Below are 23976 nucleotides of genomic sequence, written 5' to 3' on the forward strand. Positions count from 1 at the left end.
GCAGGAGACTCAAAAATTCGTCAGCCACAGCACCGGCAGTTGTCAAACTACATCTGGACAGGCACAACCCAAAGCAAGCGCACAATAATCAGGAGTATAGCACGTGACACAGGACACTATGATCGCCGTCATTGGCGGCTCAGGCATCTATGAAATCGACGGGCTGGATGCCGCTGAATGGGTCTCGGTCGACACACCCTGGGGCGCGCCGTCTGATCAGATCCTCACCGGACAATTGGATGGGGTCAAAATGGCCTTCCTGCCGCGTCATGGCCGCGGCCATGTCCATTCCCCAACCGAAGTGCCTTACCGCGCCAATATCGACGCCCTGAAACGTCTGGGCGCGACGGATGTGTTCTCTATCTCCGCCTGCGGTTCTTTCCGCGAAGAAATGGCGCCCGGGGATTTTGTCATCGTGGACCAGTTCATCGACCGAACCTTCGCCCGTGAAAAAAGCTTCTTTGGCACCGGTTGCGTTGCCCATGTCAGTGTCGCCCACCCCACATGTGAGCGCCTGTCTGACGCTGCAGAAAAGGCCGCCAAGGCCGCCGGGATCAAGATCCATCGCGGCGGCACCTATCTCTGTATGGAGGGACCCCAGTTTTCCTCTATCGCCGAAAGCAAAATGTACCGCGAAAGCTGGGGATGCGATGTCATTGGCATGACCAATATGCCTGAGGCCAAATTGGCCCGTGAAGCAGAGCTGTGTTATGCCTCCATCGCCATGGTCACCGATTACGACAGCTGGCATCCGGAACATGGCGCCGTAGATATCAGCGACATCCTGGCAACCCTGCAAGGTAACTCCAGCAATGGGCGTGAGTTGGTGCGTCGGCTGCCTGCTCTGCTTGGTTCGACACGCGAGATCTGCCCCCATGGCTGTGATCGCGCCCTGGAGTTTGCAGTGATGACCGCACCAGAAAAACGCGACCCAGCCCTGCTTGCTCGGTTGGACGCGGTTGCTGGTCGCGTCTTGGGCTAACAGGCGGCGCCAGTGGGCCTGCTTGCCTTGTTCAACGGCTTAGAACTGAAGAGGCCACGGTGATCCAGCGGTCACGAGACTTCATTCCCGCCGATCCGGAACGCGAGAACCCTCATAAGGGGGCAGGTATTTTCCCCTGCCCCCTTTTTCTTTCTATTTTAGTCCCTTGATAGAGAGCAACGGTTCCGCAAATTTGATGAGACATAAGCAACATGCGCCTTCATGGACTCGATATTGCCCGGTTTTTTGCCTTTTGTGGCATGGTTCTGGTGAATTTTCGCATTGCAGCCCAGGTCACCGCAGGCAGTGATTTTGCCTCCAACCTGACCAATGCCCTAGAGGGCCGTGCAGCCGCTCTCTTTGTCATTCTGGCCGGGATCGGCCTGACCCTCAGCCCCGCTCCCAAACGCGTAGTAGCAGCCCGCGCTGCTGTTCTGTTTGGCCTGGGAATGGCAAATCTGATGATTTTTGAGGCAGATATCCTACATTTTTATGCGCTCTATTTTCTTGTCGCCCTCCCCATCCTTGCCGCCCCAACCCGCGTCTTCTTATGGGCCGCTCTCGCCGCCACTGTGATCGGCTTTGCCGGGTTGATCCTGCTCGACTATGAGGCCAATTGGAATTGGGGCACCCTTGCCTATTCAAACTTCTGGACCATCGAAGGCTTTGTCCGGCATTCGTTTTTTAACGGCTGGCATCCAGTTTTTCCCTGGGTGAGCTATGTCTTTTTGGGGATGTGGATCGGGCGGCAGGCTTTGGGGCACAAGACCGTGCAAAACCGCCTTATCCTATGGGGGCTTGCAGCAAGCTTGATTGCCCTGCTGCCAGGGCTGCTTGTGGAAGACCCGGAGCTGCAAGAGCTTCTGGGCACGGCTTCAATTCCCCCTGGCCCCTTTTACATTATAGCCGCCAGTGGCAGCGCCTGTGCCATGATCGGCCTAATGCTTCGATTGGGCAATCTGTTGGACCAATTGGGTCTGGCCGAATGGCTGGCCGCACCGGGGCGCATGGCACTCAGCCTTTATGTGGCGCATATCATCTTGGGCATGGGCACACTCGAGGCCATGGGGCAACTGGACGGCTCATTGACGCCAGAGGCCATTTTTGGCTTCAGTCTTGGGTTCTGCGCCCTCGCCATGGTGATGACCTGGGTCTGGAACCTTTTGGCACCGCGCGGGCCACTCGAAACCATGATGCGGCGGATCTCAGAAATTTTCCGTTGACCAACCTTAGATCTGCTGTCTTTGCTTCTGAGGCGTTGAAAATGAGATAGGAAAGCCGATGGATTTTACGCTTTGGCTGGCTTTTGCCTCCGCCTCTGTTGCCCTGCTGCTGATCCCAGGCCCCACGGTCCTGTTGGTGCTGAGCTACGCCCTGTCCAAGGGGCGCCCAGTGGCGGTGGCCTCCGCGCTTGGGGTCGCCTTGGGCGATCTCATTGCGATGACCGCGTCGCTGCTCGGCCTGGGGGCATTGGTTCTGGCCTCTGCCACGCTCTTTACCGCTTTGAAATGGGTTGGGGCCGCCTATCTCTTGTGGCTCGGCATCAAATTGTGGCGCAGCGCCTCAGGTGCCAGCGGATTGGAACAGCTGGTGCGTACAAAGGCCGTGAACGCCCGTGGTGTTTTTGGTCATACGGCTGTGGTGACGGCGCTGAATCCAAAATCCATCGCCTTTTTTATCGCCTTTGTCCCCCAATTCATCAGTCCCGGCGATGCGCTGGCGCCACAGTTTGTGATCCTTATTTTAACATTTGTGGCGCTGGCCGCTGTCAACGCGCTGGCCTATGCGCTGCTTGCGGACCGCCTGCGGCTTTGGATTTCACGTCCAAAAGCCATCGCGCATCTGACACGGGCTGGTGGGGCCGCCTTGGTCGCGATGGGTCTGGCGACGGCTGTCTTGCGCCGCCCTGCCTGAGATTTCCGGCCAGATCGCGGCGCTTGCCCCTTGCAAGCGGCGTAAGCTTGGGTCAAACCCTCTTGGTCCCTGGGAAACTGGCCAAAAATGGCCTCAAACGCCCTGTTCCGATCCGCCTAAGCCAAAGAAAGCCTCACAATGCCCCGAAAGACAGCCGTGAAAGATTACATCCGTACCATCGTTGATTTCCCCCATGAGGGCATCATGTTCCGCGATGTCACCACGCTCTTTGCTGATCCGCGTGGGTTTCGTATGGCCATTGACCAGATGTTGCACCCCTATGCGGGCGAGCGGATCGACAAGGTGGTCGGCCTCGAGGCGCGCGGCTTTATTATGGGCGGCGCGATCGCCCACCAACTCAGCGTTGGATTTGTGCCAATTCGTAAAAAGGGCAAGCTGCCTGGGCGCACCCTGAGCCAGGATTATAAGCTGGAATATGGTGAAGCCATTGTAGAGATCCATGAAGATGCCATCCAGCCCGGCGAGAAGGTTCTGGTGGTCGACGACTTGCTGGCCACGGGCGGCACAGCCTCTGCCGGGATCAAGCTGATTGAACGGCTGGGTGGAGAAATCATCTCCTGCGCCTTCATCGTCGACCTGCCTGATCTGGGGGGCCGAAAGGTGCTGGAAGACCTGGGCATGGATGTGCATGTGCTCTGTGAGTTTGAGGGCGAATGAGCCATCGGAGGCGTGTCACTCGCCTCTCCACTGGTGGTGCTCCCGCCCGTCAGATCGCCATTAACATGGCGCCTTCCCGTTGGGCATGGCCTTTTGGGCTCAAAGAGCCCAAAAGGCGCGCCGCGCCCCAGCGCGGCGCCGGGCCCAAGCAGACCTGCCTCCTCACAGGAGGGAATAGGCTGCGCGGGAGCTCTCCCTTAATTTAGCGTCAGTTCTCTTGCGCAGGCAGGACCGCCCCTGGGTTCATGATCCCCTGTGGGTCCAGTGCCTGTTTAATCGCGCGCATCATTGCAACCTTCACTGGATCTCCATAGCGCTGAAGATCTGTGACCTTCATTCGGCCAACACCATGTTCCGCACTAAAGGAACCGCCCATCTCCAGAACCAAGTCATGCACCACAGTTTTCACCGTCTCGCGCAATCCCTCATAGTCTTGGCGGGATTTACCATGCCCCGGGAAAACATTGTAGTGCAGGTTGCCATCGCCCAGATGACCAAAGCAATTCACCCGCATGTCTCCCCCTCCCAGTGCCGCAATTGCCGCGCCCCCCCGGCGTATGAACTCGGGGATGGCCGAGATCGGCACCGAGATATCATGGCTGGAAATCGACCCCACCAGCCGGTTCGCCTCCGGGATTTGTTCGCGCACTGCCCACAGCGCCTCTACCTGCGCCTTTGACTGGGCAATCACCCCGTCCTCGGCCAATCCGGCCTCAAGCGCTGCCTCGAACAGATCCGAGAGGGCCTGCACCGGATCTTGGCCCCGGGACAGCCCTAGATCGATCAGAACCGACCATTCCGGCGCAGTAGCAAAGGGTTGGCGCAGCTGAGGCAGGTGCCGTGCCAAAAAATCGAGCCCCTGTCGATGCATCAGTTCAAAGGCGCTCACCACCTCGCCCAGCTGGTCTCGTGCCAGGGCAAGCAGCGCCATCGCTGCCTCTGGTGAGGGCACCACAAAATGCGCCACCCCTTGCTGCGCCGGAATTGGCGAGAGTTTCAACGCCGCCGCAGTGATCACCCCTAGGGAGCCCTCGGAGCCAATCAACAGATTGCGCAGGTCATAGCCAGTGTTGTCTTTGCGCAGCCGGGTGAGCCCATTCCAGATCTCGCCGCTTGGCAAGACCGCCTCCAGCCCCAGACAGAGCTCCCGAGCATTGCCATAGCGCAGTACATTTACCCCGCCCGCATTGGTCGCCAGATTGCCACCGATCCGTGCAGTGCCCTCTGCCGCCAAGGACAGCGGAAACAGGCGGTGCTGCGCCAAGGCAGCGGCCTGAACATCGGCGAGGATAGCCCCAGCCTCAGCCAGAATGACGTTTTCTTCTGGGTAGACCGCGCGAATTTTGCTCATGCGCTCCAAGGATATCAGCAGTGGCGCGACTCCCTCGGGCTTAACCTGCCCCCCAACCAGACCGGTGCCGCCTCCATAGGGCACCACCGGCACTCGCGTGGCATTCGCAGCCCGCAAAAGCGTCGCCACCTGCTCGGTATTGCCAGGCTTGGCCAAGATCCCGGCCTGCCCCCGATAGCGCCCGCGTGGCTCTTCCAGGTATCTTGGTTCACAGGGCGCCAGAACGCCCTCTGGCAGAGCGGCGGTGAGACTGGCGGCAAAGGCGGGATCAGCAGGTGTGTAACTCATGCCCTTGCATCCCTAATCCCACGGCACAAGGCAAGCCTTTCTCGCATCCCTGCCTGAAAAGGGTGCGGTAGAAAGCTGCAAGCCAAGGATCACCAAGCTACGCAACCGCGCCGCGCGACAGCGCGGCGCCGGGCCCAACTCTGCGTGGCAATCCAGGGCCCTAGGGGCTCGGATTGTCGCCAAAGAGGCGGGAGCACTGCCTTTTTCTGGTCCCCACCACCGCAGGAAACCACAACCCCTTCCCCCTTTGAGCCCTATCCCACTTGGGTGCGGCCCCGCCGGTCATGGCGAAGTGCCGCATAGAGCACATGGGTCCGCCAGCGCCCGTCGATTTGCAGATAGGACTGGGCCACGCCTTCGTATTTGAATCCGGACTTCTCCAACAAACCACGCGAAGCCGCGTTTTCCGGAAGGCAGGCAGCCTCAATACGGCTTAGGTCCAGCTTGCCATAGGCATAATGCACCACCGAACCAATGGCTTCGCGCATATAGCCTTGGCGCGCAAAGGGTTGTCCAGACCAATAGCCCAGCGTCCCAGCCATGGCCGGGCCACGACGAATATTATCAAGCGTGATGGCCCCCACGATCACCTGATCCTCGCGCCGGATCAAAAACAGCGGCAATGCGGTCCCACTCGAGACCGAGCGCTGCGCCCAGTAAACCCGGTTGGTAAAGCTCTTGCGCCCCAGATGATCGCTGGCCCAGGCAGGCTCCCAGGGGGTCAGATAGTCCCGGCTTTGCAACCGCAGGGCCGCCCAGGCCTGAAAGTCCGAATGCACTGGCGGGCGCAGCGTCAGACGTTCGGTCTCAAGTCGAAGTTTGCGACGGCCCAGCAGCATCAGGCAACACGGCGCTCCTGCAGTGCGGTCAGGCTCGGCGCCCCCTCCACAGGACCATAAAGCGCCATCGCCGAGGGCGCCTTCACGGCCAGCAGCTCCGCCATGGCGCGCACATCTTCGGTGCTGACCGCATCGATCAGTTTCACCGTTTCGTCAAGCGCCGGCACCCGGTCCCAGATCTGCACCAGACGCGCCAGACGCTCAGCCCGGTTGGTGGGGCTTTCCAGCCCCATCAGCATTCCCGCCTTCATCTGGGCCCGAGCACGTTCCACTTCGGCATCCGACATATCAGATGCAGCGCGTTTCATCTCATCCACCGTGATATGAGCCAATTCCTCAACCTGATCGCCGGAAGTCCCGGCATAGATCGTGGTGCTGCCCGTATCCGCATGGGCCCCGGCTTGGGCAAAGATGGAATAGCACAGCCCGCGTTTTTCCCGCACTTCCTGGAACAAGCGGCTGGACATGCCACCACCCATCACCGCCGAATAGATCTGCGCCGTATAGATGGCCTCATCGCGGTAGCCGGGGCTTTCAAAGGAGAGGGCAAAATGGGCCTGTTCCAGATCCTTGACGTGGCGCGCCTCGCCGCCAGTAAACTGGGCAGGTTCCATCACCAGTGAGGGCCGTGCCGTCATATCGCCAAACAGGTCTTCGGCCAGTTTGACCAGCGCCGCGTGATCCACCGCACCCGCTGCTGACAGTATCATCTGCCCCGGACCATAGTGTTCAGAAACAAACTGCGTCAGATCCTCACGATTAAAGGCGCTGACCCGTTCAGCCGGGCCCAGAATAGTGCGCCCCAGCGGCTGGTCGTGGTAGCTCTGCTCCTGCAACCAGTCAAAGATCACATCGTCCGGCGTATCCAGCGCCTGGCCGATCTCCTGCAGGATCACCCCGCGCTCCACCTCGATCTCATGTGGATCAAACACCGGATTGCGCAAAATATCCGCCAGCACATCCAGCGCCAGCGGCACATCATCCTTTAGCACCCGCGCATAATAGGCCGTCACTTCGCGCGAGGTATAGGCGTTGATATAGCCGCCCACATCCTCAACCGCCTCGGCAATCTGCAGAGCGCTGCGCCTCTTGGTGCCCTTGAACGCCATATGCTCGAGAAAATGCGCAATACCGTTCTGCTCTAGGCGCTCATTGCGGCCACCTGCGGTGACCCAGATCCCGATCGAGGCCGACTGCAGTCCCGGCATGGCCTCACTGACGATGCGAAAGCCATTGGCGAGTTGATGCTGCTGGACGCTCACTGAATAGATCTCATTCTGCGATATTCTTTCTGATGTGGTCTTCGATTGTGGTCAGATCATTGGCAATTTGCGTGACCCGTTCATCCCGCTCATACAGATCAGCCATACGGTCGGGCAAGTCCGGATATTGACCCGATGCCTGTTCCACCGCAGCCGGGAACTTGGCGGGATGGGCTGTGGCCAGGGTGATCATTGGCACCTCTGCCTGGCGCTGTTCTGCGGCGACCTTTACCCCGACTGCACCATGGGGGCACAACAGCTCCCCCGAAGCGGCCAGTTCGGACTTTATGGTTGCCAGAGTTTCCTCTTCCGAGGCACGGCCGGATTTGTAGGTCTCGGTTAGAGCCTGCATGGCGCCTTGGCTAACCTCAAAACCGCCAGCCTTCAGCTCTTCCATCAGCTGCGCCACTGCGCTGGCATCCTTGTCATAGGCAAAATACAAGGCGCGTTCAAAGTTCGACGAGACCTGGATATCCATCGAAGGGCTGATCGAGGGCACAGTATCGCCCTTGTGGTAGCCTTTCCCCTCGAGGCAGCGGTGCAGGATGTCGTTTTGGTTGGTGGCCACCACCAGATCCTTGATCGGCAGCCCCATCTGTTTGGCAATGTAGCCTGCAAAGATATCGCCAAAGTTACCGGTGGGCACGGTAAAGCTCACCTCGCGCGCGGGCGCACCAAGCGACACGGCGGAAGAGAAATAATAGACCACCTGCGCCAGAACACGGGCGATATTGATCGAGTTCACCCCGGCGAGTTTCACCCCGTCGCGGAACTCAAAGTGGTTAAACATGTCTTTGACCCGCGCCTGGCAATCATCAAAATCGCCGTCCAGCGCCAGCGCATGCACGTTCTTATCCGCCGGAGTGGTCATCTGGCGGCGCTGCACCTCAGAGACCCGACCATGGGGATAAAGGATAAAGACATCCACATTGCTGAGCCCGCGGAAGGCTTCCATTGCTGCCGATCCGGTATCGCCCGAGGTGGCCCCGGCGATGGTTACGCGGTCATTGCGGCGTTCCAGCGCCACTTGGAACAGCTGGCCAATCAGCTGCATGGCAAAGTCTTTGAAGGCCAGGGTTGGCCCGTGGAACAGCTCCAGCAGGAAATGATTGGGCGCCAGCTGTTTCAGCGGCGCACGGGCGGCATGGCCAAAGCCCGCATAGGCGCGGGAAATAATGCCGCGGAACTCGGCGTCCGTGAAACAGTCACCAATGAAAGGCTTCATCACCCGAAAGGCGGTTTCCTCGTAAGAAAGGCCGGACAGGGCTGCGATCTCTTCGCGACTCATCTGCGGGATCTCGGCAGGCACATACAATCCGCCGTCACGGGCCAGGCCTGTCAGCATGGCCTCTTCAAATGTCAGCTCGGGCGCCTGCCCACGGGTAGAGATATATTTCATCGCTTCAGCCTTCGGATTTGGCGCGGGAACGCCACAGAAAAGAGGCGGTCATCGCGGCCCAGATAAAGGCCAGCGAAAACCAGGTGATTGCATATTGCAAGTGGTTGTTCGGGATGCCCACCGAAGTCACAGCCTGTGGTGTCACGCTTGTCTCAGGCGTGAGGCTGCGGGCAACGATCATAACCGGCTCGGTGGCCAGTTGATCAGCCATATACGCAAGATCGCGCGCGTAAAGGATATTGGCATCGGCATCCGGTGCGGGCGTCGTCCAATCGCCCTCATCCGGCCACAACAGATTGCCTGTGACCGAGACTGCTCCAGGACTGCGGGGGGTATCCTTGTCAGCGGCTGGCAGGAAGCCCTGATCCAACAGCAGGCGGCGTCCCTCCTCTGTTTCCAGGGCAGAGATCACACGATAGCCTGTTTCGGCCTCCTTAGTGACCCAGAAAACATGCAACTCCTGCGCTCCCAGCTCCCCCACGGCGGTGACGGCACGGTAGCGGTCTGCGGTCTCTGATGGTGCCTGCGGGACATCCACAGGGGTCGCTGCGATACGGGTTTGGATGGTTTCCAATAGATCCGCTTTCCAAGCCAGGCGCTGTACCTGCCAGGTGCCCAGCCCCAGCAGGGTCGCTAGGCCCAGCCCGCCAATGCCGGAAAGGAAAATCAGTCGCTGCATGTCAGTTCCGTTGCCACAAAAAACAGCGCATGAGTTGCCCCATGCGCTGTGCTTGATACGGTCTGTTGCGTCGTTTTGAAACCTCAAACATGTACCCGGTACATTGTACCGGACACAGGATGGATGATTACAAGCCCGAGGTGCCCCAGACATAGACTGCGAAGAACAGGAACAGCCAAACAACATCCACGAAGTGCCAGTACCAGGCTGCGGCCTCAAAACCGACATGCTGCTCGGGGGTGAAATCCCCCTTGATTGCGCGGATCAGGCACACAATCAGGAAGATGGTGCCCAACAGGACGTGGAATCCGTGGAAGCCAGTTGCCATGAAGAAGTTCGAGTAGAACTCATCGCCGCCAAACTGCCAGCCTTCGTGCAGCAGATGCGCGTATTCGTAGCCCTGCAGGAAGGTAAAGAAGATGCCAAGCACGATGCCGATAGACAGGCCCTGGATCAGCGACTTGCGATCATTGTCATGCACCAGCGCGTGGTGTGCCCAGGTCACGGCACAGCCGGACAGCAGCAACACGAGCGTGTTGATCAAAGGCAGGTGGAACGGGTCCACCGCATAGATCTCCGGCTGCGCATATTCCGTGCCGATGTATTCTTCCATCGGGTACATGGCGTGCTTGAAGAACGACCAGAACCAGGCAAAGAAGAACATCACTTCGGACATCACAAAGAGGATGAAACCGTAGCGCAGCCCGATGCGCACGACGGGGGCGTGATCGCCCTGGCGCGCCTCGGTGACCATCTGGGACCACCAGTCAAAGCTGACATAGAGCACCATGACAAGGCCGCCCCAGAACATGAAGGAGGTGATACCCTGCATCCACAGAACGGCACCAAAGAGCATGATGAAACCACCAACCGCTGCCAGAAACGGCAGAATTGATGGAGGCAGAATATGAAAGTCGTGATTTTTAGCGTGTGCCATTTAAGTGTCCCTCACCCGTCGGCCTGGTTCGTAGTAAGATCTGCCCCGGTGTTATCCCCGGTATCGAGAGCGGCATAGCCCTCGGGTAGATCGATTTCATAAAACGTGTACGAAAGCGTTATCGTATGCACGAATTTCCCGTCCCGGTCGGTAACGATTTCCGGGTCGACAAAGAAGGTAACGGGCATTTCCACCCGCTCCCCCGGTTGCAGCACCTGCTCGGTAAAGCAGAAGCAGTCGATTTTTTCAAAGAACGCGCCTGCGGAATAGGGCGTCACATTGTAAGAGGCCTGGCCAGCAATGGGCCGGTCCGTTGGATTATAGGCCTCGTAGAAAGCCAGACCAGTGTCGCCGATTTGGATCTCCATCTCGCGCTGTACCGGTTTGAACTCCCAGGCAAAGTCGCGTTCTTTGGAGGCATCAAAGCGCACCGTTATGGTTTGATCCAGGACGGTATTCGACGCCCCAGCGGCCACGCCAGTAACACCGCCAAAGCCAGTCACCCGGCAGAACCAGTCGTAAAACGGAACAGAAGCCCAGGACAGCGCCCCCATAGTGACGACCAGCGCCACCAGCTGAACAACCGTTTTTTGGGGTCCTTGCAACGCCATCAGTCCTGCGTGCCCTGTGTTTGCGGGAACTGAAAACCACTCGAGGTCACTTTGACCATGGTCAGCGCCAGCACCAGTACAACAAAACTGCCCAGCAACAGGCCCACGCCCATGTTGCGGCCAAAACGACGTTTGTGCAGATCATGTTCTTTTTTCAAAGCCATGTTACCAGCCTCCTAGCCCATAGGGTTTCAGACTTGCCTCTACCAAAATCGCACCAAAATGCAAAAAGAGATAGAGCAAGGATAGTTTGAAGAAACTCCGCTCGGCCTTGAAGTCATCCACTTCTGAATCATCTTCATTGCGGCGGAAAATCTTCCAGGCGCCCAGCAGGAACAGCCCATTCATCACGCTTGCAACCGCCAGATAGATCGGCCCGCCAATGCCAGAAAAGGCGGTACCAACGGCGAGGATTGCCAGCAGCACAGTGTAAACAAGGATATGGACCCGCGTTGCCCGGCGACCGTGAGTCACGGTCAACATCGGCACACCCGCATCATCGTAATCCGAGCGCATAAACAGCGCCAGCGCCCAGAAATGGGGCGGAGTCCACATGAAGGTCAGGGCAAACATCAGCCAAGGCTCGACCGACATGGTTCCGGTGGCCGCGATCCAGCCAATCACCGGCGGGAAGGCACCTGCAGCGCCACCAATCACGATATTCTGAGGCGTCGCCCGTTTCAGCCACATGGTGTAGACAACCACGTAAAAGAAGATGGTGAAAGCCAGGAACGCGCCGGCAAAGACATTGGTGGCCAGCGCCAACATAATGACCGACAAGCCCGAGAGAGCCAGACCAAGGCTAAGTGCTTCTCCGGCCTCAACCTTGCCTGCGGGAATGGGGCGCGCTTTGGTGCGTTTCATCACCTGGTCGATATCCGCATCCCACCACATGTTCAGCGCCCCGGAGGCACCTCCCCCAATCGCGATGAACAAGACGGCACAGAATCCGATCACCGGATGCACCCCCACGGGAGCGGCCATCAGCCCAACAAAGGCGGTAAAGACCACCAGTGACATCACGCGGGGCTTCAGCAGGGCGAAATAGTCGCCAAACCCGGCCTCGTCTTCACGTGGTGTGCTGGCGTTGATGCTTGCGTCGCTCATCGTAGACCCTCTTGTCGACCAAAAATGCGCAGAGCTGCTGCGCATTTCTCTGGTTCTTACCTCTCCTGAGGCATGGCTATGCCCCCGGAGAGATCGTGGTGCAGCATGCCTCAGTTAGAAGCAACCTGATAGGACTGGGGCAGACCGGCATATTCGTCGATCGCGCCTTTCAACCAAGCATCATAGGCTTCTTGGCTGACCACTTTGACGGTGATCGGCATATAGGCGTGCTCTTTGCCGCAAAGCTCGGAACACTGACCGAAGTAGATGCCCTCTTTCTCAGCTTTGAACCACAGCTCTGCCAGACGACCGGGCACGGCATCTTGCTTCACGCCAAAGGCAGGGATGGTCCAGGAGTGGATAACATCGGCGGCTGTGACCTGCATGACAATGGTCTTGTTGACCGGAACGACAACTGCAGTGTCCGTGGCCAGCAGGAATTCATCTTCGTTGTAGCCCGCATCCACCAGCTTGGCGCGCATCGCATCGTCAAGCACAAAAGGTGTCACATCAGCATCAGCCGCACGTGTGCTTTCGTCTGTCGTCGCGTTGTTACCAATCATATAGCTGTCAAAGCCAAACTCATGATCGACATACTCGTAGCCCCAATACCATTGGTAACCAGTCACTTTGATGGTGATATCACCTTCGGGGATTTCCTGCTGACGGAACAGCTCCGGCAGCGAGAAGGACCCGATGAAAACCAGGATCAGGATCGGAATCAAGGTCCAGGCAATCTCGATCGGCGTGTGGTGCGTAAAGGCGGCGGGGTTTGGGTTGGCACGACGGTTGAAGCGCACGATGGCATAGAGCATTAACCCGCCAACAAATACACAGACCGCAGTAATGATGATGAGAATCATCCAGTCAAGCGAGTGGATGCCCTCCGCCAGCTCGGTCGCCGCCGGCTGAAAGTTCAGGCCGCCATCTACCGGCTTACCAATGGTTTCCAATCCTTCTTGCGCGGCGGCTGGAAGACTGGAAAGGCCAGCAAAAAGGCCCGAAAGCTTCAAAGCATTCTTCATATCATGTCCTGATCGTTTTTGATCGTGTTGTACCTACAGTCGATCGCCCCATGCGGCGTTGATTCCACAAATCGCGTTCGAACCCGTTGTCTTTGACGCTGCTTAAAATCATATTCAGGCGTACAGATAAAGAGGCAGGCGAGCGTCAAAGCGTCGCTTTCTTGATTTAGATCAAAAAAACTCGAGGTCCGTGACATGGAAAACTCAGCCTTTCGACCCTTTGAAACCCTTCTCCCCGCAGATGAGGCCCTGCCGATCCTGCGCGAAACCCTTGCGGGGGCCGAAGATGGCGAGATCTTTGCCGAGCGTCACAAGTCAGAGGCCTTAACCTTTGATGATGGTCGGCTACGCAGCGCCAGCTATGATGCTTCAGAAGGTTTTGGCCTGCGGGCGGTGAACGGCGAAGTGGCCGGCTATGCCCATTCCACAGAAGTTTCCATTCCGGCTCTGAAACGGGCATCGCAAACTGCTCGGCTCGCCGTCGGGGAGGGCGGAGGCACCTATGCGGATGCCCCCCAGGCCACCAACGCCAAGCTCTATACCGATGCCGACCCTATTGGCGATCTGCCCTTCCCGGTCAAAGTAGAAACCCTACGCGAAATTGACGCCTTCGCACGCGATCTGGACAAACGGGTCGTCCAGGTCTCTGCCTCGATTGCGGCCTCGCTGCAGGAGATCGAGATCCTGCGCGCCGACGGGGTTCGGGTGCGTGACACCCGGCCAATGACGCGGCTCAATGTCTCGGTGATCGTTGAACAGGATGGGCGGCGTGAAAGTGGCTCTGCGGGCGGTGGCGGGCGTGTCGGGCTTGACGGATTGATTGATCCCGCCGCCTGGGGGGCCAAGGTCAAAGAGGCGCTCCGCGTGGCTCTGGTCAATCTGGAGGCCGTCCCGGCCCCGGCCGGTGCCATGGAGGTCGTGCTTGGGCCAGGCTGGCCTGGCATTTTGCTGCACGAGGCCATCGGCCATGGGCTGGAGGGCGATTTCAATCGCAAGGGCAGCTCTGCCTTTGCGGGGCTGATGGGGCAACGCATTGCGGCCCCTGGCGTGACAGTGCTGGATGATGGCACCATCGCTGATCGGCGCGGCTCGATCACTGTGGACGACGAGGGAACGCCCTCACAAAAGAACACACTGATCGAGGACGGCATTCTTGTTGGGTTTATGCAGGATCGCCAGAACGCCCGCCTGATGGGGGTAGAACCCACCGGTAATGGGCGACGCCAAAGCTATGCCCATGCGCCAATGCCACGCATGACCAATACCTATATGCTGGGCGGAGAAACCGATCCCGCAGATCTGGTTGCAGGTGTCAAGGATGGCATCTGGGCCGTGGGCTTTGGCGGTGGACAAGTCGACATCACAAATGGCAAATTTGTCTTCTCCTGCACCGAGGCCTACCGGGTGGAAAATGGCAAAGTCGGCGCGCCCGTCAAGGGCGCAACGCTTATTGGAGACGGTGCCACTGCACTGAAACAAATCCGCGCTCTGGGCAATGACATGGAGCTGGATCCTGGTATGGGCAACTGCGGCAAAGCTGGGCAATGGGTGCCTGTTGGTGTCGGACAACCCAGCGTTCTGATGGATGGGCTAACGGTCGGGGGCTCAGCCACATGACACTGAGCCCGGACCTCCAGGGCCAGACGACAAAATGACAGCTCAGAAAATATCGTGACTTTATCGCAAATCGCACTCTTAAGACCTGCATTCATCAAAAACGCGGCCGCTTTGGTCGCGTTTTTTTGCTTTTTTTGCGCGCCGTGCCTGGAAAATCGAGGCAGAATAGTCGCGGCGGTGAGATTCTTTACTGTTGTTTTTCAATGGCCTGACCTGCCCACTCGAAGGGCCTTTACAGACCATGACCCGTTTGTCGAAAAACTTCGAATAATTTTCAAACATTCACCGCCCGTTAACCGTTTCAGGGGTATTCCTTTAACTGCAAATAGGCGGAGCACCGGATGACCGAGGAAGCACATTCTTCCACTCACCCCCCACTCCCACCCACCACGGAAGATAGCTGGTTTTCCAGGCTTCGTCTTTTGCGCTCTCGACGCGTAGGCCCAGTGACATTTCACCGCCTCCTCGCAGAGCACGGTTCAGCGCAGAACGCGCTGGAAGCGTTGCCAAAAATGGCACGTACCGCCGGAATGTCTGGGTATGAAATATGCTCTGCAAGTGCGGTCGCCGCAGAACTAACTGCCGCAAAAGCCGCCAAAGCGCGGCTTTTGTGCTTTGATGACCCTCTCTATCCCCCTGCCCTGGCGCAATTGAATTCAGCCCCGCCCTTGCTTTGGTCAGTGGGTGATTTGCAGCATTTGACGCGGCCCATGATTGCGCTGGTTGGCGCCCGCAATGCCTCCTCCTTGGGCACGCGCATGGCCCGCAGCCTGGCCCAGGATCTTGGCGCTGCAGGGTTCTCAGTGGTCTCTGGCCTGGCCCGCGGTGTGGATACCGCCGCCCATCTCGCTAGTTTGAAGACTGGCACAATCGCAGTCCTGGCTGGGGGCTGCGACGTGATTTACCCTTCGCAAAACAGCGCGCTGGCGCAGGACATCGCCGCCAAGGGTCTGATCCTGTCGGAACAACCCATGCAGCGCACACCGCAGGCGCGTGACTTCCCCAAACGAAACCGCATCATTGCGGGCCTTGCCCAGGCTGTGATCGTCGTCGAGGCGGCGGGGCGCTCTGGCAGCCTGATCACCGCCCGCGAAGCCCTGGATCTTGGACGCGAGGTCATGGCGGTACCCGGTCACCCCTTTGACGCCCGGGCTTTTGGCTGCAATGCCCTGATCCGCGACGGCGCGGTGCTTGTGCGCAACGCCGAGGATGTCATAACAGCGCTCTCCCCTCTTTCCCTCGGCAAACAGGCCTCGGCCAACATCGCACAAGCCAGGCCCGCACCGCCCCCTCACCGACAGGCCGAGGCCAGAACTGCGGCCGTTCAAAAGGCCCAGAAGCCAGCCCCCGCAGAGCCCCGCGCTAGAATCTCCAAAAAACTTGACCAGCTCTCTGCGCTGACCCAGGCCTTGGCGGGAATTCCCGCGCCCCCTGCTGAAAAACGCAGCCTGCAAGAAACCTCTGCGCTGCACCAAATGATCCTCGCCGGCCTTGGTCCCAGCCCGACGGCCTCTGATCAGTTGATGCGGGATCTGGACCTCTCACCGCAGGCTTTTGCTCCGGCCCTGACCGAACTGGAACTGGAAGGAAAGATCAGCCGAATTCCTGGCGGCCTACTCGCCAGGCGAAGCCGCTGAGAGACAGGCAGATAACCCAGAAAACCTTGATCTGGGCTCTCTCCCTTCCTGCGTCCAATGCTCTCTCATTGACATTCTCCCCTTGCGCCGCTGAACTTGCGCGGCCATAGAACGCCCGTTAGTGCACATAAGAGGCCCAAGAATTACATGCCAGTTGTTGTTGTCGAATCCCCGGCGAAGGCCAAAACGATCAATAAATACCTGGGGTCAGACTATACAGTCCTGGCCTCTTACGGCCATGTGCGCGACCTGCCGGCAAAGAATGGTTCGGTCGATACTGACAACGAATTTGAAATGACATGGGAGGTCGGCACCGATAGCCGCAAACATGTCAAAGCCATCGCCGATGCGCTGAAAGAAGATAACGAACTGATTCTCGCGACTGACCCCGATCGCGAAGGCGAGGCAATCAGCTGGCATCTGCAACAGGCGTTGACAAAGCGGCGCTCGATCAAAAAGGACACGCCGGTGAGCCGGGTGACCTTTAATGCCATCACCAAAGAGGCCGTGGCTGAAGCGATGCGCAATCCGCGTCAGGTGGATATGCCCCTGGTGGAGGCCTATCTGGCCCGCCGGGCGCTGGACTATCTGGTGGGCTTTAATCTGTCGCCGGTGCTGTGGCGCAAACTGCCTGGTGCGCGCTCGGCCGGTCGCGTTCAATCAGTCTGCCTGCGCCTGATCGTCGAGCGCGAGATGGAGATCGAGGCCTTTAACCCGCAGGAATACTGGTCAGTCAAAGCAAATATGGCGACCCCGCGCGGTCAGGAATTCGAGGCCCGCTTGACGGTTTTGGCTGGCGACAAGCTGGACAAATACAGCCTCGCCAATTCCACCGCAGCTGAACTGGCGGTGCAGGCCGTCTCCAGCCGCAACATGGTGGCCAAATCGGTTGAGGCCAAACCCGCCTCCCGCAATCCATCTGCGCCTTTCATGACCTCGACCCTGCAACAGGAAGCCAGCCGAAAATTTGGCATGGGTGCCAAGCAGTGCATGAATGCCGCCCAGCGCCTCTATGAGGCAGGTCTCATCACCTATATGCGTACCGATGGTATCGACATGGCCCCCGAGGCCGTGCAGGAGGCCCGCTCCGAGATCGAAAGCCGCTATGGTGCAGAATATGTGCCCAGCTCCCCGCGGATCTATAAGAACAAAGCCAAGAACGCTCAGGAAGCTCACGAATGTATCCGCCCCACTGAGATGGGGCGCGATGCCAAGAGCCTCAAGGTGTCCGAGGACGATCAACGCAAACTCTATGATCTGATCTGGAAGCGGACCCTGGCCTGCCAGATGGCGGGCGCCCGGTTGGAGCGCACCACAGTTGACTTGGGCTCTGATGATGGCCAGGTTGTGCTGCGCGCCACTGGTCAGGTGATGCTGTTTGACGGCTTCCTGCGGGTTTATGAAGAGGGCCGCGATGATGTGGTCGATGAAGACGACAAGCGCCTGCCCCAGATCATGCAGGGCGAAGCGCTGAAATTTGCCTCCTCGCTGGCGACACAGGCGGAAAAGGCCGGAGCGGAGGGATCCATTCTGTCCGACAACAAGGCGGTTCTGGGCCTACAACACCACACCCAGCCGCCGCCCCGCTTTACCGAAGCAACCCTGGTCAAGCGCATGGAAGAGCTGGGCATTGGTCGCCCCTCCACCTATGCCTCTGTCATCACCACGATCCAGGACCGCGAATATGTCCGCAAGGACAAGAACCGCCTGTTCCCCGAGGACAAGGGCCGCATCGTTACCATCTTCCTGCTGAATTTCTTCCGCACCTATGTGGGCTATGAGTTCACCGCCAATCTGGAAGGGGAGCTGGATGATGTCAGCGCAGGCGGGCGCGACTACAAGGATATCCTGAGTAAATTCTGGCGCGATTTTTCGGCGGCGATTTCGGAAACCTCGGATCTGCGGATCTCGGAAGTGCTGGATGTGCTGGACGAAACTCTGGCACCGCAGCTTTACCCACCGCGCGAAGACGGCACCGATCCGCGCGTCTGCCCCAAATGCGGCGCAGGCCAGCTGCACCTCAAGACTTCGCGCACTGGTGGTTTTGTCGGCTGCGGCAATTACCCCGAATGCAACTACACCCGGCCGATTTCCGGCGAAGGGGCCGAAGGCTATGAGCGGATCCTGGGCGAGGATGACGGCGATGAGATTCACCTGAAGTCCGGCCGCTTTGGTCCCTATGTGCAGCGCGGCGAGGCGACGCCTGAGAACAAAAAACCTCCACGGTCATCGCTGCCCAAACAGGGCAAGGAATTCCTACCCGGATGGGGGCCCAATGACCTGACACTGGAGCAGGCCGTTACCCTGCTGACCCTGCCGCGTGAGATCGGTCCCCACCCCGAAGGCGGGGTGATTTCCTCCAATCTGGGGCGCTTTGGTCCCTATATCATGCACCAGCTGCCCGAAGAGGAGAAACCCGTCTATGCCAATCTGAAAGAGACACTGGATGTCTTTGAGATCGGCATGAACCGGGCCATGGAGATGATCACCGAAAAGCGCAACAATCCCGGGCGCGGCCGCCGGGCTGCGGCCAAGCCACTGCGCGAGCTGGGTGACCATCCCGAGAGCGGGGGCGCCGTCAATATCATGGATGGACGCTATGGCGCCTATGTGAAATGGGAGAAGGTCAATGCCACTCTCCCTAAGGATGTCGAAGCCAAAGATGTCACCATGGAGATGGCGGTTCAATTGATCGCGGAAAAGGCCGGCAAGTCAGCTAGCAAGAAAAAGGCACCAGCCAAGAAGAAGGCGCCTGCCAAAAAAGCTGCAGCAAAAAAGCCCGCGGCAAAGAAAACAGCCGCGAAAAAGCCTGCTGCCAGCGAATAGATTTGCCGATTGCGCGGGCAGCAGGTTTGCCCGCGCCATTCGGGGCTCTGCCCCCGGCCCTTTGGGCCTCCCCCGGAATATTTTTGGAAAGATGAAGTCCGGCGTCGCGACAGGCTCGATTCTCCCTCCGTAGTAATACCGGCCTGGTTCAGTATTATTGACTCCGAGACGTCTCGGGGCCAGAAACCGGGGCAACTGGCTGTTGATGGGAGAATTCAATGAAGAAGATCTATTCCAGTGCCTCTGAAGCCCTTGATGGGTTGCTTCATGACGGCATGTTTATTGCAGCAGGGGGCTTTGGTCTCTGCGGCATTCCTGAGCTTTTGCTGGATGCCATCAAAGAGGCGGGCACCAAGGATCTCACCTTTGCCTCCAACAACGCAGGTGTGGATGATTTCGGCATTGGCATCTTGTTGCAGACCAAGCAGGTCAAAAAGATGATTTCTTCGTACGTTGGGGAAAACGCAGAATTCATGCGGCAGTATCTGAGTGGCGAGCTGGAGCTGGAATTCAACCCCCAAGGCACCCTGGCCGAGCGTATGCGTGCGGGCGGCGCGGGCATTCCAGGCTTTTTCACCAAGACCGGCGTTGGCACCGTGATTGCCGAAGGCAAGATGGAAAAACAGTTCCCCACCGGGGCTGATGGCGCCATGGAAGACTATATCTTGGAAGAGGGCATTTTTGCCGATCTTGCTATCGTCAAAGCTTGGAAAGCCGATGAGACCGGCAATCTGGTGTTTCGCAAAACCGCGCGCAACTTCAACGCACCCGCAGCCACCTGCGGTAAGGTTTGCGTGGTCGAGGTCGAAGAGATCGTTCCGACCGGCAGCCTAGAGCCCGATAGCATCCACCTGCCCGGCATCTATGTGCATCGTATCATCAAAGGCGATCACGAGAAACGCATCGAACAGCGCACTGTGCGCCAGAAGGAGGCCTGATCCATGGCATGGGACCGCAATCAAATGGCCGCCCGGGCTGCGCAGGAACTGCAGGACGGCTGGTATGTGAACCTCGGCATCGGCATTCCGACCCTGGTGTCCAACTATATCCCCGAAGGCGTCGAAGTGACCCTGCAGTCAGAAAACGGCATGCTGGGCATGGGACCTTTCCCCATTGACGGCGAAGAGGACGCTGACCTGATCAATGCAGGCAAGCAGACCATCACTGAGCTGCCGCAGACCGCCTATTTTGATAGTGCACAATCCTTTGCGATGATCCGTGGCGGCAAAATTGCCATGGCGATCCTGGGCGCGATGGAAGTGGCTGAAAACGGCGATCTGGCGAACTGGATGATCCCAGGAAAGCTGGTCAAGGGCATGGGGGGCGCCATGGATCTGGTCGCCGGTGTTGGCCGGGTTGTGGTGGTCATGGATCACACCAACAAGCATGGTGACAGCAAGGTTCTGAAGGAATGCACCCTGCCACTGACGGGTCAAAAGGTCGTTGATCGTATCATCACCAATCTTGGCGTGCTGGATGTGGTTGAAGGTGGTTTGAAGATCGTGGAATGCGCTGATGGCGTCTCTGAAGACGAACTGCGCGCCTCCACATTGGCGACCATCGTCGACTAGACCTGCAAGACCTAGCCTCTGGGCCGGGATTGCCTAGAAAAGTTACGGTTATGGCTCATCTCTGCCGAGGTGAGCCATTTTCATGTTTCACGATGGTGCCTGGGTTTTGGCCCAAGGGCGTGACGTTCACGTAAGGTAAGCCTCACTCCCGCTTTAGCTGAAAGCGCCCTGCAAAATCCACTATTCATGCGCTTTTTTGACGGCATAAAGCCGCTGTCAACACAATGCCGGCACAAATAGCTTGCCAAGCGGCGCAGGTAGTTTATCCGAAGGCACATATTCAAAAACACGGCAGGCGCATGACAAATTCCAATGACCTTCCCAAACCGCAACCAACTGAGCGGTCTTCGCGCGATTGGGTGAAAATTCTGGCGAAATACCGGGAGCCAAACGAGCTACGCAGTGGCTTTGAACTGGGGGTCAGCGCTATTCCGTTCTTTTTGCTCTGGGCGCTAGCCTGGTGGGCCCTTTCATACAGCTACTGGCTGGCCTTTGCGATCTCGGTGGTTAATGCGGCGTTTCTGTTGCGCCTGTTCACAATCCAACACGATTGCGGCCACGGTGCTTTCTTCAAGAACCGCCAGGTGAGCGACTGGGTTGGCCGAATCTTGGGCGTATTGACTCTGACCCCCTATGACGTTTGGCGCCGGACCCATTCTGAGCATCACAGCGCGGCCGGTAATCTGGACAAGCGTGGCATGGGAGACGTTCACACGCTGACCGTGGCAGAATACAAGGCTCTGTCCCCCTTCGGAAAACTGCACTACCGGGTTTACCGCAGCCCCTTTACGCTGTTTGGCCTGGGGCCAAGCTATCTGTTCTTGTTACAGAACCGTATCCCACTGGGTCTGATGAACAGCCTACGCTACTGGACCAGTGCTATGGGAACCAATCTGGCTATTCTCGCCGCACTGGGGGCGATATGGTACTTTGGCGGCTTGCTGCCTCTGTTGCTGATCTTCCTGCCCTCGACCATTCTTGCAGCCACCGCAGGGGTTTGGTTGTTCTACGTACAGCACCAGTTTGAAACCACCCATTGGGAAAATGCCGACGACTGGCAGCTGCATGATGCGGCCCTGAATGGCAGTTCTTACTATGTGCTACCATCGGTTTTGCAGTGGTTTACCGCCAATATCGGCATTCATCAGGTGCATCACCTGTATAGCCGCATCCCCTTTTACCGCCTGACAGAGGTAATCCGGGATCATTCGGAACTGGCCATGAAAAACCGGCTTACCATTCGCGAGAGCTTTGCCTGTGCAAGACTGCATTTGTGGGATGAAAACAGCAAACGCCTGCTGTCATTCTCGCAGGCCCGTGCTCTTTACGGCTAAGCCGATCTAAAACACGCACCGGGATCAGGTTGTGGTCCCGGCCCCCCAACTTTGTGGCACTTCCGGTAGCAGGTCTGAACGCAGCCCCCCCCTACCAATCAAAGTGCATTTGGCGCAGGCCAAAATTGTAGAAGCGGCCCGCTATTTCAGCTGTCGAAAGACACAGCCGTCACTGATCAATTGCGGCGGGGTCACACATAGCGCACGTGCCACCTGATAGGCGGCCAGCACTTTTGGCACGTAGTCGCGTGTCTCAGCAAAGGGGGGCACCCCCTGATGGGCACGAACCGCCCCCTCGCCTGCATTATATCCAGCCAAGGCCAAAACCGCGTCACCGGAAAACTCCTCAAGTAACCAGTCCAGGTATTTGACGCCACCCTGGATGTTTTGATCCGCCACCAGCGCATCCGTGACGCCAAACCGGGCAGCCGTGTCAGGCATCAACTGCATCAATCCAATTGCTCCGGCACTGCTCACCGCCTCTGACTTGCCAGCGGATTCCACCGCAATCACCGCGAGGACGAGAGCGGGAGAAACCTGACTATCGGCAGATGAAATCAGGATCGGCATAGCCTGGTCCTGAATAATCTGCTGCATCAATTGCAGGCCTGGCGCAGAAACGGGCGTTGGTGCAGTTTTGAGCGCCGTCAGCGCCTGCTCCAGTCGACTATAGGCTGTGCCTGCCTCAATATCAGTGGGAACGCGTTGCCAGAACCATGCATAGCGGCCTATTTCGCCGCTTTCTGAACTGCCTCCCGCACCAGGTGTGGTCGCGCTGTCGACCGCCACGGGTGGTGAGGACTGCGGTTCTTGAATTTGTATCGTGATCTTTGGAGGGGTCCCGGGCTTGGGCGCCGCGACTCGTCTCGCCTCAAATTTAGGAAAGGCCTTTGGTGCCGGTTTGGTCCCGGCCTCCCCGCCTTGCTGGGCAAATGCCCCTCTGGTCCCAAGGGCCAAAAGGAGAGAGGCAAAAATAAATGTCAGCCCCAAAGAAGATCTCATGGTCATTTTACCGCTCAATACTTGGATCTTTTTTGCGACAGCCTCGCCGATCCAGGTGCAAAAAGCCAGTTCTAGCCGCCCAAATCTGGCGATTTCGCCTTATTTGCCCCCCTTCGCCCCAGTGAAGCCCCGATGATTGACAAAAAGTAAATTATTAATCTGTTCAATTACAGATACTTACACACAGTCTTGCCAGAAAGTTAAAATTGGGCAGCGATTTCCAGAATCCGGCCCAATTCCTGCCACGCTCTACCGGCTATATGTACTCATCCAAGCGATACAGGGTCGGTGAGAGAGAGAGACAGACCCTGAAACAACGTCGCCGGGTAATGTAAAAAACCTTAGATATCCCTGGAGGGACAACACAATGATCAAATTCATCAAAAACTTCCGCAAAGACGACTCTGGCGCCGTGACCGTTGACTGGGTTGTTCTGACCGCTGCTGTTGCTGCTCTGGCCGGTGCCGCCTACACCGCCATCGAGACCGGCTCCTCGAACCTGACTTCGACCACAGGCACCTACATCGCTGGCAAAACTCCAACAGACAGCTAAGTCTAGCCTAAGCTGATCATGTTCTGGGCCGCGCCTTTTGCGTAAAGGCGCGGCCCTTTTCCTTAGCCAGATACGAGCGAGGGCCAAAATGAAAAAAATTTGGACATTTATCGCGAGTGACGATGGCGCAGTAACAGTCGACTGGGTGGTTCTAACTGCCGCTATGGCTGGTCTTGCAGCTCTGATTTCCTCAGAGATGGGGACTGGAATCATGGGGTTGGCAGATGCCCTGGCATCCTACATGGCCAACTGGGACTTCTCCTGACCCTATTGGAGCCAAGCGCCAGAATGGCGCTCTTTGTCACTGACAAGATTATTCAACCTTCTGGCCCCGCTCTTCTGGGTGGGGCCGGTCCCCACTGTG

At 58.1% G+C, this 23976-nt stretch carries 23 protein-coding genes; 12 read left to right on the forward strand and 11 right to left on the reverse strand.

Going from position 1 to position 23976, the window contains the following annotated elements; genetic code table 11:
• Window positions 1-103 precede the first annotated feature (103 nt).
• From MED193_RS08570 to MED193_RS08585, 4 genes are all read left to right on the forward strand, one after another.
• Window positions 104-982, forward strand: coding sequence for an S-methyl-5'-thioadenosine phosphorylase (locus tag MED193_RS08570; RefSeq protein WP_039966049.1), 879 nt, complete (start codon window positions 104-106; stop codon window positions 980-982).
• A gap of 212 nt (window positions 983-1194) precedes the next feature.
• Window positions 1195-2205 (forward strand): DUF418 domain-containing protein, encoded by a 1011-nt coding sequence (locus MED193_RS08575; protein WP_009809299.1) that lies wholly within the window; start codon window positions 1195-1197, stop codon window positions 2203-2205.
• A gap of 58 nt (window positions 2206-2263) precedes the next feature.
• Entirely contained in the window at window positions 2264-2896 is a 633-nt protein-coding gene (locus MED193_RS08580) for a LysE family translocator (RefSeq protein ID WP_009809300.1), read from the forward strand.
• Between the two features lie 138 nt (window positions 2897-3034).
• Window positions 3035-3574, forward strand: a complete 540-nt coding sequence (locus MED193_RS08585; protein WP_009809301.1) for an adenine phosphoribosyltransferase — start codon at window positions 3035-3037, stop codon at window positions 3572-3574.
• Between the two features lie 208 nt (window positions 3575-3782).
• Here MED193_RS08585 and MED193_RS08590 read toward each other — a convergent pair whose 3' ends face one another.
• From MED193_RS08590 to coxB, 10 genes are all read right to left on the reverse strand, one after another.
• Complete coding sequence (locus MED193_RS08590; protein WP_009809302.1) at window positions 3783-5213, reverse strand: FAD-binding oxidoreductase; 1431 nt, start codon at window positions 5211-5213, stop codon at window positions 3783-3785.
• Between the two features lie 254 nt (window positions 5214-5467).
• A complete protein-coding gene (locus MED193_RS08595) occupies window positions 5468-6052 on the reverse strand; it encodes a GNAT family N-acetyltransferase (protein WP_009809303.1) in 585 nt (194 codons plus the stop codon).
• Window positions 6052-7314, reverse strand: a complete 1263-nt coding sequence (locus MED193_RS08600; protein WP_009809304.1) for a pitrilysin family protein — start codon at window positions 7312-7314, stop codon at window positions 6052-6054. The genes MED193_RS08595 and MED193_RS08600 overlap by 1 nt, the downstream gene beginning before the upstream one ends.
• A 10-nt stretch (window positions 7315-7324) precedes the next feature.
• Window positions 7325-8713, reverse strand: coding sequence for a threonine synthase (gene thrC / locus MED193_RS08605; RefSeq protein ID WP_009809305.1), 1389 nt, complete (start codon window positions 8711-8713; stop codon window positions 7325-7327).
• A gap of 4 nt (window positions 8714-8717) precedes the next feature.
• Window positions 8718-9392 carry an SURF1 family protein gene (locus MED193_RS08610; RefSeq protein ID WP_009809306.1) on the reverse strand — a complete coding sequence of 225 codons (675 nt, stop codon included), beginning with the start codon at window positions 9390-9392 and terminating at the stop codon, window positions 8718-8720.
• A 127-nt stretch (window positions 9393-9519) separates the two neighbouring features.
• Window positions 9520-10329 carry a cytochrome c oxidase subunit 3 gene (locus MED193_RS08615; protein WP_009809307.1) on the reverse strand — a complete coding sequence of 270 codons (810 nt, stop codon included), beginning with the start codon at window positions 10327-10329 and terminating at the stop codon, window positions 9520-9522.
• An 11-nt stretch (window positions 10330-10340) separates the two neighbouring features.
• Window positions 10341-10940 carry a cytochrome c oxidase assembly protein gene (locus MED193_RS08620; RefSeq protein ID WP_009809308.1) on the reverse strand — a complete coding sequence of 200 codons (600 nt, stop codon included), beginning with the start codon at window positions 10938-10940 and terminating at the stop codon, window positions 10341-10343.
• Window positions 10940-11104, reverse strand: coding sequence for a hypothetical protein (locus tag MED193_RS08625; protein ID WP_009809309.1), 165 nt, complete (start codon window positions 11102-11104; stop codon window positions 10940-10942). The genes MED193_RS08620 and MED193_RS08625 overlap by 1 nt, the downstream gene beginning before the upstream one ends.
• 1 nt (window position 11105) lies before the next feature.
• The gene (gene cyoE / locus MED193_RS08630; protein ID WP_009809310.1) at window positions 11106-12047 is read right to left on the reverse strand and encodes a heme o synthase; all 942 of its coding nucleotides are present in this window, start codon (window positions 12045-12047) and stop codon (window positions 11106-11108) included.
• Between the two features lie 110 nt (window positions 12048-12157).
• Window positions 12158-13072, reverse strand: coding sequence for a cytochrome c oxidase subunit II (coxB, locus tag MED193_RS08635; protein WP_009809311.1), 915 nt, complete (start codon window positions 13070-13072; stop codon window positions 12158-12160).
• A 195-nt stretch (window positions 13073-13267) separates the two neighbouring features.
• Here coxB and tldD point away from each other — a divergent pair, with 195 nt between their 5' ends.
• The 6 genes from tldD (at window position 13268) to MED193_RS08670 (ending at window position 22057) form a co-directional block, all read left to right on the forward strand.
• A complete protein-coding gene (tldD, locus tag MED193_RS08640) occupies window positions 13268-14689 on the forward strand; it encodes a metalloprotease TldD (protein ID WP_009809312.1) in 1422 nt (473 codons plus the stop codon).
• Between the two features lie 341 nt (window positions 14690-15030).
• The gene (gene dprA, locus MED193_RS08650; protein ID WP_039966050.1) at window positions 15031-16326 is read left to right on the forward strand and encodes a DNA-processing protein DprA; all 1296 of its coding nucleotides are present in this window, start codon (window positions 15031-15033) and stop codon (window positions 16324-16326) included.
• Window positions 16327-16473: 147 nt separating this feature from the next.
• Entirely contained in the window at window positions 16474-19152 is a 2679-nt protein-coding gene (topA, locus tag MED193_RS08655; protein WP_009809315.1) for a type I DNA topoisomerase, read from the forward strand.
• A 218-nt stretch (window positions 19153-19370) separates the two neighbouring features.
• Window positions 19371-20090 carry a CoA transferase subunit A gene (locus MED193_RS08660; protein ID WP_009809316.1) on the forward strand — a complete coding sequence of 240 codons (720 nt, stop codon included), beginning with the start codon at window positions 19371-19373 and terminating at the stop codon, window positions 20088-20090.
• Between the two features lie 3 nt (window positions 20091-20093).
• A complete protein-coding gene (locus MED193_RS08665) occupies window positions 20094-20723 on the forward strand; it encodes a 3-oxoacid CoA-transferase subunit B (protein WP_009809317.1) in 630 nt (209 codons plus the stop codon).
• A 299-nt stretch (window positions 20724-21022) separates the two neighbouring features.
• A complete protein-coding gene (locus MED193_RS08670; RefSeq protein WP_009809318.1) occupies window positions 21023-22057 on the forward strand; it encodes a fatty acid desaturase in 1035 nt (344 codons plus the stop codon).
• Window positions 22058-22198: 141 nt separating this feature from the next.
• On the opposite strand, the gene MED193_RS08675 is transcribed toward MED193_RS08670, so the two are convergent.
• Window positions 22199-23059 carry a lytic transglycosylase domain-containing protein gene (locus MED193_RS08675; protein ID WP_157041463.1) on the reverse strand — a complete coding sequence of 287 codons (861 nt, stop codon included), beginning with the start codon at window positions 23057-23059 and terminating at the stop codon, window positions 22199-22201.
• Window positions 23060-23426: 367 nt separating this feature from the next.
• On the opposite strand from MED193_RS08675, the gene MED193_RS08680 reads away from it, so the two are divergent.
• Both MED193_RS08680 and MED193_RS23065 read left to right on the forward strand, forming a co-directional pair.
• Window positions 23427-23612, forward strand: coding sequence for a hypothetical protein (locus tag MED193_RS08680; RefSeq protein ID WP_009809320.1), 186 nt, complete (start codon window positions 23427-23429; stop codon window positions 23610-23612).
• A gap of 88 nt (window positions 23613-23700) precedes the next feature.
• Window positions 23701-23877, forward strand: a complete 177-nt coding sequence (locus tag MED193_RS23065) for a hypothetical protein (RefSeq protein ID WP_198133858.1) — start codon at window positions 23701-23703, stop codon at window positions 23875-23877.
• Window positions 23878-23976 lie beyond the last annotated feature (99 nt).

It is taken from the genome of Roseobacter sp. MED193 (genome assembly GCF_000152965.1).
Taxonomy (GTDB): domain Bacteria; phylum Pseudomonadota; class Alphaproteobacteria; order Rhodobacterales; family Rhodobacteraceae; genus Pseudophaeobacter.